The sequence below is a fragment of the Rubellimicrobium mesophilum DSM 19309 genome (genome assembly GCF_000600335.2).
Taxonomy (GTDB): domain Bacteria; phylum Pseudomonadota; class Alphaproteobacteria; order Rhodobacterales; family Rhodobacteraceae; genus Rubellimicrobium; species Rubellimicrobium mesophilum.
In genome coordinates this window covers 1-15,200 of sequence record NZ_KK088543.1, presented here as the reverse complement: position 1 = coordinate 15,200, position 15,200 = coordinate 1, and the positions used below count along the sequence as shown (strand labels likewise).

At 71.9% G+C, this 15,200-nt stretch carries 13 protein-coding genes and 3 pseudogenes; 8 read left to right on the top strand and 8 right to left on the bottom strand.

Annotated elements, in window-relative coordinates:
- Positions 1-59 precede the first annotated feature (59 nt).
- From RUMESO_RS02415 to RUMESO_RS02395, 5 genes are all read left to right on the top strand, one after another.
- Positions 60-1,493 carry an FAD-linked oxidase C-terminal domain-containing protein gene (locus RUMESO_RS02415; protein WP_037277827.1) on the top strand — a complete coding sequence of 478 codons (1,434 nt, stop codon included), beginning with the start codon at positions 60-62 and terminating at the stop codon, positions 1,491-1,493.
- 88 nt (positions 1,494-1,581) lie between these two features.
- On the top strand, positions 1,582-2,688 hold the full coding sequence (locus RUMESO_RS02410; RefSeq protein WP_037277923.1) for an FAD-binding protein: 1,107 nt from the start codon (positions 1,582-1,584) through the stop codon (positions 2,686-2,688).
- Between the two features lie 23 nt (positions 2,689-2,711).
- A complete protein-coding gene (glcF, locus tag RUMESO_RS02405; protein ID WP_037277825.1) occupies positions 2,712-4,046 on the top strand; it encodes a glycolate oxidase subunit GlcF in 1,335 nt (444 codons plus the stop codon).
- A gap of 57 nt (positions 4,047-4,103) precedes the next feature.
- Positions 4,104-4,943, top strand: coding sequence for a trypsin-like serine peptidase (locus RUMESO_RS02400; protein WP_051520939.1), 840 nt, complete (start codon positions 4,104-4,106; stop codon positions 4,941-4,943).
- 95 nt (positions 4,944-5,038) lie between these two features.
- On the top strand, positions 5,039-5,509 hold the full coding sequence (locus tag RUMESO_RS02395; RefSeq protein ID WP_037277824.1) for an Hsp20 family protein: 471 nt from the start codon (positions 5,039-5,041) through the stop codon (positions 5,507-5,509).
- 942 nt (positions 5,510-6,451) lie between these two features.
- Here RUMESO_RS02395 and RUMESO_RS02390 read toward each other — a convergent pair.
- Positions 6,452-6,982, bottom strand: coding sequence for a dihydrofolate reductase family protein (locus tag RUMESO_RS02390; RefSeq protein WP_037277822.1), 531 nt, complete (start codon positions 6,980-6,982; stop codon positions 6,452-6,454).
- Positions 6,983-7,045: 63 nt separating this feature from the next.
- A pseudogene (polA, locus tag RUMESO_RS02385) lies at positions 7,046-9,851 on the bottom strand (DNA polymerase I).
- A gap of 176 nt (positions 9,852-10,027) precedes the next feature.
- Here polA and RUMESO_RS02380 point away from each other — a divergent pair.
- A complete protein-coding gene (locus RUMESO_RS02380; protein WP_051520938.1) occupies positions 10,028-10,363 on the top strand; it encodes a GYD domain-containing protein in 336 nt (111 codons plus the stop codon).
- A 115-nt stretch (positions 10,364-10,478) separates the two neighbouring features.
- Here RUMESO_RS02380 and RUMESO_RS02375 read toward each other — a convergent pair.
- The 4 genes and pseudogenes from RUMESO_RS02375 to RUMESO_RS02360 all read right to left on the bottom strand — a co-directional run.
- A pseudogene (locus RUMESO_RS02375) lies at positions 10,479-10,682 on the bottom strand (zinc-finger domain-containing protein); the annotation flags it as partial.
- A gap of 86 nt (positions 10,683-10,768) precedes the next feature.
- Positions 10,769-11,065: a YciI family protein gene (locus RUMESO_RS02370; RefSeq protein ID WP_037277821.1), complete on the bottom strand. Its 297-nt coding sequence runs from the start codon at positions 11,063-11,065 to the stop codon at positions 10,769-10,771.
- A gap of 7 nt (positions 11,066-11,072) precedes the next feature.
- A complete protein-coding gene (locus RUMESO_RS02365; protein WP_037277819.1) occupies positions 11,073-11,486 on the bottom strand; it encodes a DUF6636 domain-containing protein in 414 nt (137 codons plus the stop codon).
- Position 11,487: 1 nt separating this feature from the next.
- On the bottom strand, positions 11,488-11,859 hold the full coding sequence (locus RUMESO_RS02360; RefSeq protein WP_037277818.1) for an HIT domain-containing protein: 372 nt from the start codon (positions 11,857-11,859) through the stop codon (positions 11,488-11,490).
- A 455-nt stretch (positions 11,860-12,314) separates the two neighbouring features.
- Here RUMESO_RS02360 and RUMESO_RS02355 point away from each other — a divergent pair, with 455 nt between their 5' ends.
- Positions 12,315-13,052, top strand: coding sequence for a sugar transferase (locus RUMESO_RS02355; protein WP_082483305.1), 738 nt, complete (start codon positions 12,315-12,317; stop codon positions 13,050-13,052).
- 37 nt (positions 13,053-13,089) lie between these two features.
- Here RUMESO_RS02355 and galE read toward each other — a convergent pair whose 3' ends face one another.
- A complete protein-coding gene (gene galE / locus RUMESO_RS02350; protein WP_037277817.1) occupies positions 13,090-14,112 on the bottom strand; it encodes a UDP-glucose 4-epimerase GalE in 1,023 nt (340 codons plus the stop codon).
- A gap of 80 nt (positions 14,113-14,192) precedes the next feature.
- Here galE and RUMESO_RS02345 point away from each other — a divergent pair, with 80 nt between their 5' ends.
- Positions 14,193-14,756, top strand: coding sequence for a YdeI/OmpD-associated family protein (locus RUMESO_RS02345; protein WP_051520937.1), 564 nt, complete (start codon positions 14,193-14,195; stop codon positions 14,754-14,756).
- Here the strand turns inward: RUMESO_RS02345 and RUMESO_RS25595 are convergent.
- Positions 14,750-15,200: pseudogene (locus RUMESO_RS25595) on the bottom strand (hydantoinase/oxoprolinase family protein); the annotation flags it as partial. The gene RUMESO_RS02345 and the pseudogene RUMESO_RS25595 sit on opposite strands and share 7 nt — an antisense overlap.

The following is a 15,200-nucleotide window of genomic DNA, read 5'->3' as shown; positions in this document are numbered from 1 at the left end:
GACTTGCCAGCACCGGGGCGCGGACCTAAGCCTCACTCATGCCTCCAGGAGGGTCGCCCATGGATATGCCCGCCCCCAGCCCCGCGATCCTGGCCCGCAAGGGGGCGATCGTCGACCGCCTGCGCGCGATGCTGCCGCCCGGCCACGTCATCGACGACCCGGCCGAGACGCGCGCCTACGAATGCGACGCGCTGACCGCCTACCGCTGCCCGCCTCTCTGCGTGGTGCTGCCGACCTCGACGGAGGAGGTCTCGGCCGTGATGAGGCTCTGCCACGAGGAGCGGGTGCCGGTGGTGCCGCGCGGCGCGGGGACCTCGCTGGCCGGGGGGTCGCTGCCCACGGCGGACGCGGTGGTGCTGGGCGTGGCGCGGATGACGCGGGTGCTCGAGACCTCCTACGAGGACCGGGTGATCCGGGTGCAGACGGGGCGGACGAACCTCTCCGTGTCGATGGAGGTCGAGGCGGAGGGGTTCTTCTACGCGCCCGACCCGTCGTCGCAGCTCGCCTGCGCGATTGCCGGGAACATCGCCATGAACTCGGGCGGGGCGCATTGCCTGAAGTATGGGGTCACGACCAACAACCTCCTGGGCGCGACCGTGGTGCTGATGGACGGGACCGTCGTGGAGATCTGCGGGCCCGAGGCGGAGGCCCTGGGACTTGATCTGCTCGGCGTGGTCTGCGGGTCAGAGGGACAGCTCGGCGTCGTGACCGAGGCGTGGCTGCGCATCCTGCCCCGGCCCGAGGGGGCGAGGCCGGTGATGATCGCCTTCGACGCGAATGAGACGGCGGGGGCCTGCGTGAGCGCGGTGATCCGGGCGGGGCTGCTGCCCGTCGCCGTCGAGTTCATGGACCGGCCCTGCATCGTGGCCTGCGAGGCCTTCGCCAAGGCCGGCTACCCGGATTGCGAGGCGCTGCTGATCGTCGAGGTCGAGGGGTCGGAGGCCGAGATCGCGGACCAGCTTTCGCGCATCACGGAGATCGCGCGGACCTTTCAGCCGCTGGAGATCCGGGAGGCCAGGGACAGCGCGGAGGCGGCGCGGATCTGGCTGGGGCGCAAGTCGGCCTTCGGGGCGATGGGGCAGATGGCGGACTACATCTGCCTCGACGGGACGATCCCGGTGTCGCAGCTCGCCCCCGTGCTGGGGCGGATCGGGGAGCTCGCGGAGAGCTACGGGCTGCGGGTGGCGAACGTGTTCCACGCGGGGGACGGCAACATGCATCCGCTGATCCTCTACGACGCCAACGCGGGCGAGATCGACAAGGCCGAGGCGCTGGGGGCCGACATCCTGCGGCTCTGCGTCGAGATGGGCGGGTGCCTGACCGGAGAGCACGGGGTGGGCGTCGAGAAGCGCGACCTGATGGAGACGCAGTTCCGGGCCGACGACCTGGAGGCGCAGATGCGGGTGAAGGACGCCTTCGACCCGGACTGGCTGCTGAACCCGGCGAAGGTGTTCCCGCTCCATGTGAGCGCGAGCCGGAGGGCGGCGGAGTGAGGGGCAGGCGTTGCAGGGGGGCGCTGCCCCCCGTCGCCATGCGACTCCCCCCGGGATACTTGACGGCAGGGAAAGGCAAGGACCCATGCTGACGCCGCGCAACGAAGCGGAGCTGTCCGGGATGATCCGCTCCGCGCCCGGGCCGCTGGCCGTGGGCGGGGGCTTCACGCGGGGAGGCGTCCGCGAAGGAGAGCCGCTCTCGGTCGCCGCGATGTCGGGCGTCGTCCTCTACGAGCCCGACGCTCTCACCCTCGTCGCCAGGGCCGGAACGCCGGTGGCCGAGGTGGAGCGCGTGCTGGGCGAGGCCGGGCAGCGGCTGGCCTTCGAGCCGATGGACCTGCGGGCGCTGCTCGGGACGACCGGGGAGCCCACGCTGGGCGGGGTGATCGCGACGAACGCCTCGGGGCCGCGGCGGGTGCAGTCGGGGGCGGCGCGGGATTTCCTGCTTGGGATGCGCTTCGTGGACGGGACCGGGATGGCGGTGTCGAACGGCGGGCGGGTGATGAAGAACGTGACCGGGCTCGACCTCGCGCGGCTGCTGGCGGGGAGCCACGGGACGCTGGGCGTCATCACCGAGGTGGCGCTGAAGGTGCTGCCCGCGCCGGAGGCGACCATGACGCTGAGCTTCCAGGGACATGACCCGGGCAAGGCGGTGGCCTGCATGGCGGCGGCGCTGGGTTCGCCCTTCGAGGTGACGGGCGCGGCGCATGACGCGGAGGCGGGGGTGACGCGGCTGCGGCTGGAGGGCTTCGCGCAGGCGGTGGCGGTGCGGGCGGAGCGGCTGGCGCGGAAGCTCTCCGCCTGGGGCGCGGCGGAGGTCTCGGAGGGGCCCGGCGACTGGGCGGCGATCCGGGACGTGGCGGACTTCGCCGGGCGGGCCGGGGACGTGTGGCGGCTCTCGGTGCGGCCCTCGCGGATGGCCGAGGCGCTGGCGTTGGCCGGAGGCGCGCAGCGGCTCGACTGGGGCGGCGGGCGCGCCTGGGTGCTCGTGCCGGAGGGGGCGGACCTGCGGGGGCGGCTCGGGCCGTTCGGCGCGCGGGCGGTGCTGGCGCGGGCCTCGGCGGAGACGCGGGCCGCGTTCGGGACTTTCCCGCCCGAGGAGCCGGCGGTGGCGATGCTGTCGCAACGGCTCCGGGCGCGGTTCGATCCACGCGGGCTCTTCAACCCCGGCCTCATGGCGGCGCGGGCCGCGTGACCAATCTTCAGGCGATTCGATAGATGCAGACCAACTTCACGCCCGAGCAGCTCCGCGATCCCGCGACGGCCGAGGCCAACGCGATCCTGCGGAGCTGCGTCCATTGCGGCTTCTGCACGGCGACCTGCCCGACCTACATGGTGCTGGGCGACGAGCTCGATTCCCCGCGCGGACGCATCTACCTGATGAAGGAGATGCTGGAGACCGGGCGCGACCCCGATCCGGCGACGGTCAAGCACATCGACCGGTGCCTGAGCTGCCTCGCCTGCATGACGACCTGTCCGTCGGGGGTGCATTACCGGCATCTCGTGGATCACGCGCGGGCCTATATCGAGGAGCGCTACAAGCGGCCCTGGTCGGATCGGATGCTGCGCCGGCTGCTGGCCTGGGTGCTGCCCTATCCGGGACGGTTCCGGCTCGCGCTGCTGGGCGCGAAGGTCGGGCGTCCCTTCGCGGGATGGCTGCCGGACAAGCGGCTGCAGGCGATGGTGCGGATGGCGCCGAGGCTCATCCCGCCGGTGAGCCGGGCGGAGGACCCGCAGACGCATCCCGCCCAAGGGGAGCGGCGGATGCGGATCGGGCTGCTCACGGGATGCGCGCAGCGGGCGCTCAATCCCGGGATCAACGAGGCGGCGATCCGGCTGCTCACGCGCATGGGTGCGGAGGTGGTGATCCCGCGCGGCCAGGGCTGCTGCGGAGCGCTCACGCATCACATGGGCAAGGAGGACGAGGCGCGGGCCATGGCGGCGGGCAACGTTCGCGCCTTTGCCGAGGAGCACGCGCGGGAGCCCTTGGACGCCATCATCGTCACCGCCTCGGGCTGCGGGACGACGGTGAAGGACTGGGGGCACCTCCTCGCGCGGACGCCGGACGCCGAGGCGGCGGAGGCCATGGGCGCGCTCGGGCGCGACGTGACCGAGGTTCTGGCGCGGCTGGACCTGCCGGAGCTGCCGGACCGGGGGATGCGGGTGGCCTACCATTCGGCCTGCTCGCTCCAGCACGGGCAGCGGGTGAAGGTGGAGCCGATCGCGCTGCTGAAGCGCGCGGGCTTCACGGTGGCGCAGCCGCGCGACAGCCATCTCTGCTGCGGCTCGGCGGGGACCTACAACATCCTCCAGCCCGAGATCGCGGGGGAGCTGGGGCGACGCAAGGCGGAGACGCTGGAGGAGACGAGGCCCGACGTGATCGTCGCGGGCAACATCGGTTGCCTCATGCAGATCGGCGCCAACACCGGAGTGCCCATTCTCCATACCGTCGAGCTTCTCGATTGGGCATATGGGGGTCGCCTGCCGGCCACAGTGGCGGAAAAAATCGAGCCGCGAGGGAACCGCCCTATTTCGGCCCACAACGCTGCGTAAGGATCGCCCCAGGGACGGTGGAGGCAACGACCTCCGCGGGACAGTGGGAATGATCGCATGCGGCTGGCAGGGCTCCTGCTGGCGGTGACCCTCGGCTGGGCGCTGCCGGCACTTGCACAGGATTCGGGGCTGCACGGCCTCCGGACCGGCGAGGAGGCGGCGCCGTGGGAGGCCGTGGGGCGGCTCGACATCGGCGGCAAGGGCTTCTGCACGGGGACGCTGATCGCGCCGGACCTGGTGCTGACCGCCGCGCACTGCCTCTACGACCGGGCGACCGCGACGCCGGTCGAGGCGAGCCGGATCGAGTTCCGGGCCGGGCTGCGCGACGGCTGGTCGGTGGCGACGCGGATGGCGCGGCGGGCGATGCCGCCCCCCGCCTATCGCTTCGACCCCGGGGCGGGCGCGGCGGAGAGCCGCAACGACCTCGCGCTCGTGGAGCTCGACCAGCCCATCGGGACGGCGGGGGTGCATCCCTTCGAGACCGCGCCCGAGGTGGCGGCCGGGGCGCAGGTCAGCGTCGTCTCCTACGCCGTGGGCCGGGCCGAGGCTCCGGCGCTGCAGGACGCCTGCGGGGTCCTGGGCCAGGAGCGGGGCGTCTTCGTGCTGACCTGCGACGTGGACCACGGGTCCTCGGGCGCGCCGATCTTCCAGATGGACGGGAGCATCGCGCGCATCGTCTCGGTGGTCTCGGCCAAGGGGCAGCTCGGCGGGCGGCAGGTGGCGCTGGGGACCTCGCTCACGCAGCCGCTGGCGGAGCTGCGGGCGGCCTTCGAGGCGCAGGCGGGCGGGCTGCCGCCGCAGGTCACGACGCTGAGCGCCGGAGAGCGGGGCGACGCGGGGGCGCGCTTCGTCCGCGTGGACGGGGACTTGAACGCGGCGGCGGCGCTTCCCAGATAACGGTGACCGGGGCGCCGACGAGGGTCCCGGGACGACAAAGGGCCAGTCCCCTCAAGGGGATGGCTTCACACCGTTATCGCTCAATGAGGATGACCATGCGTTCCTTCGACCTTGCGCCGCTTTACCGCGCGACCGTCGGCTTCGACCAGATCGCCGACCTGATGGACCGTCTCCTGACCCAGGACGCGGCCGCCACCAACTACCCGCCTTACAACATCGAGAAGCTCGACGACGGCTCCTGGCGCATCTCGATCGCCGTGGCCGGCTTCTCCTCGGACGAGCTCTCGGCCGAAGTGCGCGAGAACGCCCTGATCGTGACCGCCCGCAAGGGCGAGGACACCGCGACCGAGCGGAAGTTCCTGCACCGGGGCATCGCGACCCGCGCCTTCGAGCGCCGCTTCCACCTCGCCGACCACGTCCGGGTGACGGGCGCGGCCCATGTGGACGGGATGCTGCACATCGACCTCGTGAAGGAAGTGCCGGAGGCGCTGAAGCCCCGCCGCATCGAGATCGCGAAGTCGGCCCCGCAGGATGCCAACCTCGTCGAGGCCAAGGCGGTCAACTGATCCGGCGGGCTTGGGCCACGGGCCTTTGCCGTGATGGTTGAGGGGGCGCGGACCGAAGGGTCCGCGCCCTTTTCGCATGGAGAAAGGGTCCCGGGTCGTTACGGAAGGCGCGTGGAAAGCCACGCCGCCCGTCGTGCCCGGGGGCCACCTCGTCCGACGGCCAAGCCGGCACGGGTGGGGGCAGGCTTCGGCCTGCAAGCGGCTGGGTCTTTGCGGCGCGGCCCATGGCGCCTCCCAGGAGGTGGGGGGCCCGCGCCCACCTTTCAAAGAGCTCTCGTCCGTGAAGCCTCTCACTCCTTGGGGTGCCCCGGACATGGACGGATGATTGTGGTCCCGAGCCTCGACGCGGGGGGCCAGCCGTCCAACGGCCCTTCGCGCGGGGGAGCGGCGCTTCCCGGACCCCTGCCCCGTCCTCCTCCGGCCTGCACCCTGGCGGGTGGTCTGGGGCGGGAGGCGCGGGCGGCAGGGGTGCCGCTCCTGATCTCGATGGGGAGGAGGGTGCGGGAGCGGAGTTAACGAATGGTGAACGGGGCGTTCGATGGGGGGCGGGGGAACGCAACACCTTGGGGGTAAGAGGCTGGTCGGGTGTGGAAATATCTCAGCCCGGGGTGTTGCGTCGCCCGTAGGGGGGCTTCGGCCCGCCACACGAGGCTGGACGAATCACCACCGTCTCGGGCCGGAGATGGCGGGCTGAAGCCCGCCTTACGTGGGTGAGATGCGTTCTGGCCGGCGGAGGCGTCGGATGGTGGGGTGGAGCCCCACCCTGCGGGGAAAGGACGGGGAGGCGGGTTGAGGCGTTGCATGGTGCGCTGAAGCGCGCCCTACGATTCTGGATCCGAGGCGAATCGGGGCCGCCCACGCGGTGGGCGCGGACAGGCATCCCATGATGGAGCGGAGGCGCTCGGCCCTGCGAAGCCGTCGCCGGACGGGCCGGGCCCAGGCCTAAGCCGGGCGGTAGGCTAGCCTGATGACGTCCTCGTCCATCTGGTCGCTGCCCTGGAGGCGCAGCGGTGGCCGGGGGCCGGCGAAGAACGGCGTGCCGGAGCCCAGCACGACCGGATGCAGGTAGATGCGATACTCGTCGATGAGGCCGAGCTCCGTCAGGCCCTGCGCGAGGCGCGGGCCCGCCACGTCGACATCGCCCTCGAACTCGGCCTTCAGGCGGCGGGCCGCGGTCGCGAGGTCGTCGGCGACGAGGCGCGCGTTGGGGCCGACGGAGGTCAGCGTGCGGGATACGACCCATTTGGGCTGGCGGCGCCAAGCCTGCGCGAACTCGCGGTCGGCGTCGTCCCAGTCGGGCTGGTCGTCATCCCAGTAGCGCATGATCTCGTACATCCTGCGGCCGTAGAGGCTGCCTGCCAGTGCGCGGGTCTGGCCGATGAAGTGCCGGAAGAGCTTGGGCCCGGGCCGGAACGCCGTGTGGTCGACGTAGCCGTCCAGCGACTGGTTCATGCCAAAGACGAGCCTCGCCATGTCAGGGTCTCTCCTCTCGCAGGTTCGGGACCCACGGGTTCGCGGGTCCTCGGTCCGGCGTCCCTAGTGCGCCTCCGCCCAGGTCCGCCCGCACCCCGCCTCCACCACCAACGGCACGTTCAGCTTCACCGCCGGATCGGGCGCGGCCACCATCACCTTGCGCGCCCGGGCGATCAGCTCCTCCTCGGCGCCACGCTCCACCTCGAACAGCAACTCGTCGTGGACCTGGAGGAGCATCTTCGCGGGCAGCCCCTCGATGGCGGGGTCCATGCGGATCATGGCGCGGCGGATGATGTCGGCGGCGGTGCCCTGGATCGGGGCATTGATCGCGGCGCGGCGGGCAAAGGCGGCGCCGGGGCCCTTGGCGTTGATCTCGGGCGTGTGGATCCTGCGGCCGAAGAGGGTCTGGACGTAGCCGCGCTGCTTGGCGCCCTGGATCACGCTGTCCATGTAGGCCTTGATGCCCGGGAACTTGACGAAGTAGCGGTCGATGAACTGCTGCGCCTGGTCCTTGGGGATGCGGAGGTTGCGGGCGAGGCCGAAGCCGCTGATGCCGTAGATGATGCCGAAGTTGATCGCCTTGGCGCGGCGGCGCAGCTCCGAGGTCATCTGGTCGAGGGGGACGCCGAACATCTCCGACGCCGTGATGGCGTGGATGTCCTGACCCTCGCGGAAGGCCTCCTTCAGCTCCGGCAGGTCGGCCATGTGGGCGAGGAGGCGCAGCTCGATCTGCGAGTAGTCGAGCGAGACGAGGACCTTGCCCTCCGGGGCGACGAAGGCCTCGCGGATGCGGCGGCCCTCCTCGGTGCGGACGGGGATGTTCTGGAGGTTGGGGTCGGTGGACGCCAGCCGCCCGGTGTTCGCCCCGGCGATGGAGTAGGACGTGTGGACGCGGCCCGTCTCGGCGTTGATCGCGTTCTGGAGGGCGTCGGTGTAGGTGCTTTTCAGCTTCGACACCTGCCGCCAGTCGAGGACCTTGCCGGGCAGCGGATGCTCGGTGGCGAGGTCCTCCAGCACGTTCACGTCGGTGCCGTAGGCGCCGGTCTTGCCCTTGACCCCGCCGGGGAGCTTCATCTCGTCGAAGAGGAGCTCGCCCAGTTGCTTGGGAGAGCCGAGGTTGAAGGGGCGGCCCGCCATCTCCTGCACCTCGGCCTCCAGGGCGGCCATCTTCTGCGCGAAGGCGCCGGACATCCGCGAGAGGGTGTCGCGGTCGACCTTGACCCCGGCCATCTCCATGTGGGCGAGGACGGGGACCATGGGACGCTCCAGCGTCTCGTAGACGGTCGTGACCTTCACCTGATGGAGGCGCGGGCGGAAGGTCAGCCAGAGGCGGAGCGTCACGTCCGCGTCCTCGGCGGCGTAGGGGGTCGCCCGCTCGATGGGGACGCGGTCGAAAGTGACCTGGGACTTGCCGGTGCCGATCAGCTCCTTGATCGGGATGGGGACGTGGCCGAGGTAGCGCTCGGAGAGCTCGTCCATGCCGTGGTTGTGCAGGCCCCCGTGGAGGGCGTAGCTCATCAGCATGGTGTCGTCGAAGGGCGCGACCTCGATCCCGTGGCGGGCGAGGACCTTCCAGTCGTACTTGATGTTCTGGCCGATCTTCTGGATGTCGTCGGCCTCCAGGACCGGCTTCAGCGCGTCCAGCACCTCCTGCAAGGGCAACTGGTCCGCCGCGAGGGCGTCGCCGCCGAAGAGGTCGGCGGTGGGCGAGGACTTGTGACCCACGGGGATGTAGCAGGCGACGTTGGGGGCGGTGGCGAGGGAGATGCCGGCCAGTTCCGCCACCATCTCGTTGAGCGAGGTGGTCTCGGTGTCCACGGCGACGTGCCCGGCCTCGCGGATGCGGGCGATCCAGGCGTCGAGCTGGTCGCGGGTGCGGACGGTCTCGTAGCCAGCGCGGTCGATGGGGGGAGGGCCTGTTCCTCGACGGGAGGCAGGTCCTGCCGCATCTGGCCCGCGTCCTCGGTGATGATTGGGGCCTCGCGGCCGAGGCGCTGGGCGAGCTTCTTGGAGAGGGTGCGGAACTCCATCCGGGCGAGGAAGCCCAGCAGCTCGTCGGGGTTCGGGTCGCGGGCCTCGAGCGAGTCGAGGTCGAAGTCGAGCGGCATGTCGCAGGAGAGCTGGACGAGGGTCCGCGAGAGGCGGATCTGGTCGGCGTGCTCGATCAGGGTCTCGCGGCGCTTCTGCTGCTTGATCTCGGGCGCGCGGGCGAGGAGCGTGTCGAGGTCGCCATATTCCTGGATCAGTTGCGCCGCCGTCTTGGCGCCGATGCCGGGGGCGCCGGGGACGTTGTCCACCGCGTCGCCCATGAGGGCCTGCACGTCCACCACCCGCTCGGGGTAGACGCCGAACTTCTCCAGCACGCCCTCGCGGTCGATGCGCTTGTTCTTCATGGGGTCGAGCATCTCGACCCCCCGCCCACGAGCTGCATCAGGTCCTTGTCGGAGGAGACGATCGTGACGCGGCCCCCGGCCTCGCGCGCCTTGCAGGTGAGGGTCGCGATGATGTCGTCGGCCTCGAAGCCCTGGATCTCGTGGCAGGAGATGCCGAAGGCGCGCGTCGCCTCGCGCGTCAGCGGGAACTGGGGGACCAGCTCCTCGGGCGGCGGGGGGCGGTGGGCCTTGTACTGGTCGTAGAGCTCGTTCCGGAAGGACTTGGACGAGTAGTCGAAGATCACCGCGACGTGGGTCGCGGCGTCGGGGCCGGTGTTGTTCTCCACGTAGCGGAGCAGCATGTTGCAGAAGCCCGCGACGGCGCCCACGGGCAGGCCGTCGGACTTGCGCGTGAGCGGCGGCAGCGCGTGGTAGGCCCGGAAGATGAAGGCCGAGCCGTCGATCAGGTGCAGGTGGCACCCCTTGCCAAACGTCATCGCCGTCCCCCGTTTGTTCCGTTCCCCCTCATGCCACGGGGCGCGCCCCGGTTCCAGCGGAACGCGGGGGATCGGCGCCCGGCGGACCGTGTCGTGAGAAGCACGCATCTGTGGTATGATCGCCACGCGGCCTGGGCCATAGGGGCCGCGCGCTCCGGTCCAGGGAGGGACGGGACATGATCTTCATCACGCAGGGCCGATTCACGCAGACCGCCATGAAGGGCATGGTGGCGAAGCCGGAGGACCGCGCCGAGCAGGTCCGGGGCCTGATCGAGCGGGCGGGCGGGCGCATGGTCGCCTATTACGTCACGCTCGGGGAATACGACTTCCTGATCGTCTCGGAGGGCGAGATCGACCTTCCGTCCTACATGGGGACGATGGCCGTCGCCGCGGCGGGCGGCGGCGTGTCGGACCTCAAGAGCACGATCGCGCTGAGCTCCGCCGACATGAAGGGAGCGCTGGAGAAGGCGCAGGCGTCCTCGGGTCAGTTCCGCTCGGCCGGTCAGGCCTGACGCATCCTTCAGGGGCCGGTCCGGCCCCCTGCCCTCAACCCGGCTGCGGGCCGCGCACCTCGCCCGAGAGGTCGGCGGGCTGCGCGTGGTCGGCGAGGCCGGGGGTCGCCGGATGCGCGCGCTGGAAGTCCTCGTGGACGAAGCGGGCGTCGCAGTAGCCGCAGTCCACGAAGCCCTCCTCGTGCGGGATCGAGAGCCAGACGCGGGGATGGCCAAGCGCGCCCTCGCCGCCGTCGCAGCTCACCCGCCAGGCGGTCACGACCTTGACCTCGGGCGGCGGGAGGCCGTCGGGCGCGGGGTGGTCCACGCGGCGGAGCATGATCTGGGTGGACATGGGCGGACTCCCTGGTTCGGCGATCGGTGGGGTCTTAGCCCAGCGCGGCGGCGGGGGGAAGGACGGGGGCGTCAGGGGGCCGGGGCGTCGAAGACCACCTTGAAGGGGTGGAGCTCCAGCCGCATCAGGCCCTCGGCCACCGAGGGGTCGGACTCGGCCAAGGCGCGGGCCTGGGCCTCGTCGGCCGCATCGAAGACGCAGAAGCCGTAGTCGCCGTTCTCGGCCCGGCCGACGTAGCGGACGATCCCCTGTGCGTGGAGCTTCTGGAGGTGCTCGAAGTGGCGGCCCATGAGGGCCATCTCCTGCGGCTGGATGGTGGCCACGAAGTCCGCGCGGGGCGGCAGGATGCGGTAGGCGTAGGTGGGCATCGGTCCCTCAGAAGAGCTGCTGCGCCGCGCGGGAGAGGAAGAAGCCATGGCCGGAGGCGTTCTGGCAGGTGAGGCCCTGCTCGGTCACGGAGCAGGCGATGGGGCCGAAGCGGACGGCCTGGCCGTAGGGCAGCACGGCGCCGTTCGGGTCCCGCACGGTGTCGCCATGGCAGCCCAGCCCGGCCGGCCCGGTGGAGGAGACCGTGAAGCGGTCGCCCCATTCGAGGTCGCAGTCGGCGGGCCGTGGCATGAGCGGCCGGGAGTCATTCCGCTGGAGGATCTCGCAGTCCACGAAGGTGCCGTCCGCGCCCTGCACGCCCATGCAGTGGATGTTGTCGGAGGGCGTGCGGAAGAAGGTCAGGGTGTCGGCCGCGGCGCCGGCGGGGACGAGCGCGACCGCGAGCAGGAGCGCGCGGGTCATGTCAGGCCCCCGTGCGGGTGAGCATGGGGCCGAGCGGGCGGCCGCCGAGAATATGGACGTGGAAGTGGGGCACCTCCTGATGGCTGTCCGGCCCGGCGTTGGCGATGGCGCGAAACCCGTTCTCGATGCCCGCGATGCGGCTCACCTCGGCCACGGCGGCGAGGAAGCCCGCCTGCTCGACGGCGGTGGCGTTGGCGGCGAAGTCGGAGAGGTCCAGGTAGGCGCCCTTGGGGATCACGAGGACATGGACGGGCGCCTGCGGGCGGACGTCGTGGAAGGCGAGCGCGTGCTCGTTCTCGAAGACGGTCCTGTTCGGGATCTCCCCGCGCAGGATGCGGGCGAAGACGTTGCCGGGATCGTAGTCGGTGGCCACTCGGGTCCCCTCCCTCGGTTGCGGCGCCGGACGCGCCCTTCGGGCGGCATCCTGCCTTGGGCCGGCGCGCTCCGCCAGGGGTCGCGAGGCGGGAGTCCGGGACGATGGCGCGGGCCGGTGGCCGGGAAAGGGACGGCGCGCCGGCCCCGGCCGGACTGTGGCCGCGCCGCCACGCCCCGGGGAAGGCCCGCCGCCACGATCCGGCCGCAAAGGCCAGCAAACAAGGCGCCGGCCATGCGGCGCGTCGGCGGGGGTCCGCCGGAGTGGAGCTTCGGTGCGGAGGGCACGGAATTTCCTTGGCTTGATCCCGATCGCGTGAAGGCCCTACACCATTGGCCATGACGAACCTCGACCCCACCGCGGCATCCTTTCCGGGCCCGGGTCCGGATGCAGCACGATCCCTGCCGACCAGGGGCCGGGGACGGCTGTCCAGCCGGAGGGGGTCCCTGCCTCCGATGCCACTCAGCAAGCGGCTCTTCGACGTCACGATCGCCCTGCTTCTCGTGGCCCTGCTCTGGCCGGTGCTGCTGGGGCTGACGCTGGTGCTGCTGATCGTCGAGGGGCGGCCGATCTTCTATCTGGGCGAGCGGATGTGCTCGCCCACGCGGTCGTTCAAGCAGGTCAAGTTCCGCACCATGCGCGTCGGCACCGACGCGGTGGGCGGCGTCACGGGGGGCGACAAGGCCCGCGCCATCTCGCCCCTGCACCGGATCCTGCGGCGCACCCGCGCGGACGAGCTGCCGCAGCTCGCCAACGTCCTCCTGGGCCACATGAGCCTGGTGGGCCCGCGCCCGCCGATGCGCTCCTACGTCGAGGCCTACCCGGAGATCTACAACCGCGTGCTCCAGTGCCGCCCGGGCGTCACCGGCCTCGCGACGCTGCGCTTCCACGAGCACGAGGAGCGGCTCCTCGCCCCCTGCCGGACGGCGGAGGAGACCGAGGCCGTCTATCGCCGCCGCTGCGTGCCCCGCAAGGCGCGGCTCGACCTGATCTACCAGGCGCGCCGGACGCTGTGGATGGACATCGTCTTGGTCATCCAGACCGCCCGGAAGCCCTTCTGGCGCCTGCCGCGCCGCAACCCCTTCTTCACCGGTCCCCGCATCGTCGCCCGCAAGGGCGCGCGGCGGAACGCCATGGCGCGGGCCGAGGCCCGCACGATCGTCCGCCAGGCGAAATCCCAGCCCGCCGAGTGAGGGCGCCCGGCGCGGGCCGGCTTGGGGCCGGCGGCCCCTATCGGGGCGGCGCCTCGTAGCCCCAGGGATTGGCGGACTGCCAGGCCCAGAGGCTCCTGACCATGTCGTCGAGGCCGAGCTCGGCCCGCCAGCCGAGCTCCCGGTTGGCCTTGTCGCAGCTCGCGCGCGATTCGGCGATGTCGCCGGGGCGGCGTGGATGGACCTCGGCGGGGAGCTTGCGGCCCACGGCCCGCTCGAAGGCGGCGAGCATCTCCTTGACCGACACGCCCCGGCCGGTGCCGAGGTTGTAGACCAGCGTGCCGGCGGCGGTGGCGGCCTTGTCCAGGGCGGCGACATGGGCGCGGGCGAGGTCGGTCACGTGGATGTAGTCGCGGATGCCGGTGCCATCGGGGGTCGGGTAGTCGTCGCCCCAGATGCGGAGCGCCTCGCGACGGCCGGCGGCGACCTGGGCGAGGAAGGGCATGAGGTTCTCGGGCACGCCCCTCGGGTCCTCGCCCATGCGGCCCGAGGCGTGGGCGCCCACCGGGTTGAAGTAGCGCAGCAGCACGGCGGTGCGCCCCTCGCCCTGCGAGGCCCAGTCGGTCAGGAGCCGCTCGGCCGTGGCCTTGGTCTGGCCGTAGACGTTGTTGGGCGAGAGGGGATGGTCCTCGTCGAAGGGGAGATACCGGGGCTCGCCGTAGACGGTGGCGGAGGAGGAGAAGATGATTCGGCCGCAGCCCGAGGCCTCCATGGCGCGCAGGAGCGCGACGGTGCCGGCGACGTTGACGTCGTAGTAGTCCACGGCGTTCTTCGCGCTCTCGCCCACGGACTTGAGGCCGGCGAAGTGGATCACGGCATCGGGGCGGTAGCGCGCGACGGCCTCGGTCAGGCGGGCGGTGTCGCGGATGTCGCACTCCGCCAGCTCGAAATGGCCGTTGGTGAGCTCGCGCACGCGGTCCAGCGCCTTGGATGAGCTGTTGGCGAAGCTGTCCACCACCAGCGCCTCGTGCCCCTGGCCCAGAAGCTCCACCAACGTATGGGTCCCGATGTAACCCGCGCCGCCCGTCACCAGCACCTTCATGCCCGACCGTTCCTTCGTGGTTGCCCTGCCTTCGCTTCCGAGGTGTCATGCGGAGGACGAGGGACGCAAGGGGTTTCCGGATGGACGATGCCATCGCCTTCGCCGACCGCGCGGGCTTGCGGGCCTGGCTCGAGGCGCATCACGGCACGGCGCGGGAGCTGCTGGTGCGGATCGCCAAGGCGGGATCGGGCGTGGCCTCCGTCACCTGGGAGGATTGCGTGGTCGAGGCCATCCGGGTGGGCTGGATCGACGGGGTCAAGAAGGGCGCCGGGCCGGAGGCCTGGGTGCAGAGGCTGACGCCGCGCCGCAAGGGGTCCGCGTGGTCGGAGCGGAACCGGGGCCACGCGGAGCGGCTGATCGCGACGGGGGAGATGGCCGAGGCGGGGCTGCGGGAGGTCGAGGCCGCCCGGGCGGACGGGCGATGGGACGCGGCCTATGCGGGGCCTTCGGGCCTCGTGATCCCGGAGGACTTCCTGGCGGCGCTGGAGACGCGGCCCGCCGCGAAGGCGACATTCGAGGGGCTCAACCGCCAGAACCTCTATGCGATCTACTACCGGCTCCACACGGCGAAGCGGCCCGAGACGCGGGCCAAGCGGATGGCTGCCCTCCTCGCCACGCTGGAGGCCGGCGGGCGGTTTCACTGAGTGGCGAGGCGGGCCCGTCCTTGCGCGGTGACGCGGAGGCGGGCCTCGACGAACATCGGGCTCCCCTCGACCTCGGCCTCGCGCCGGTCGGAGGTCCGGTGAAGCTCCACCTCCGCGGCGCCGGCGGCCTGGGCGCGGGCGGTGGCCTCGGCGTCCAGGGCGTCGGAGAGGGCCGAGAGCGCCTCGCCCTGGTCGGCGAAGCGCCGGGGGCCGTCGGGAAGGTGGGCGATGAAGACGCCGGGGGCGGGGCTCGTCACCGTGCCCTCGACGGCGAGGGCCACGCGGCCCACCACGGCGCCGACGGCGTTGGCGACCTCGGCGTGCTCGGGGACCTTGGCATCGGTGCCGAGGCGGCGACCCACGGCGGGGTAGTAGGTCCGGGCCGAGGCGCCGAGCGCGATGACGGGGACGCCGATCGAGAGGCGGGGGGGGGGGGGGCCGGCG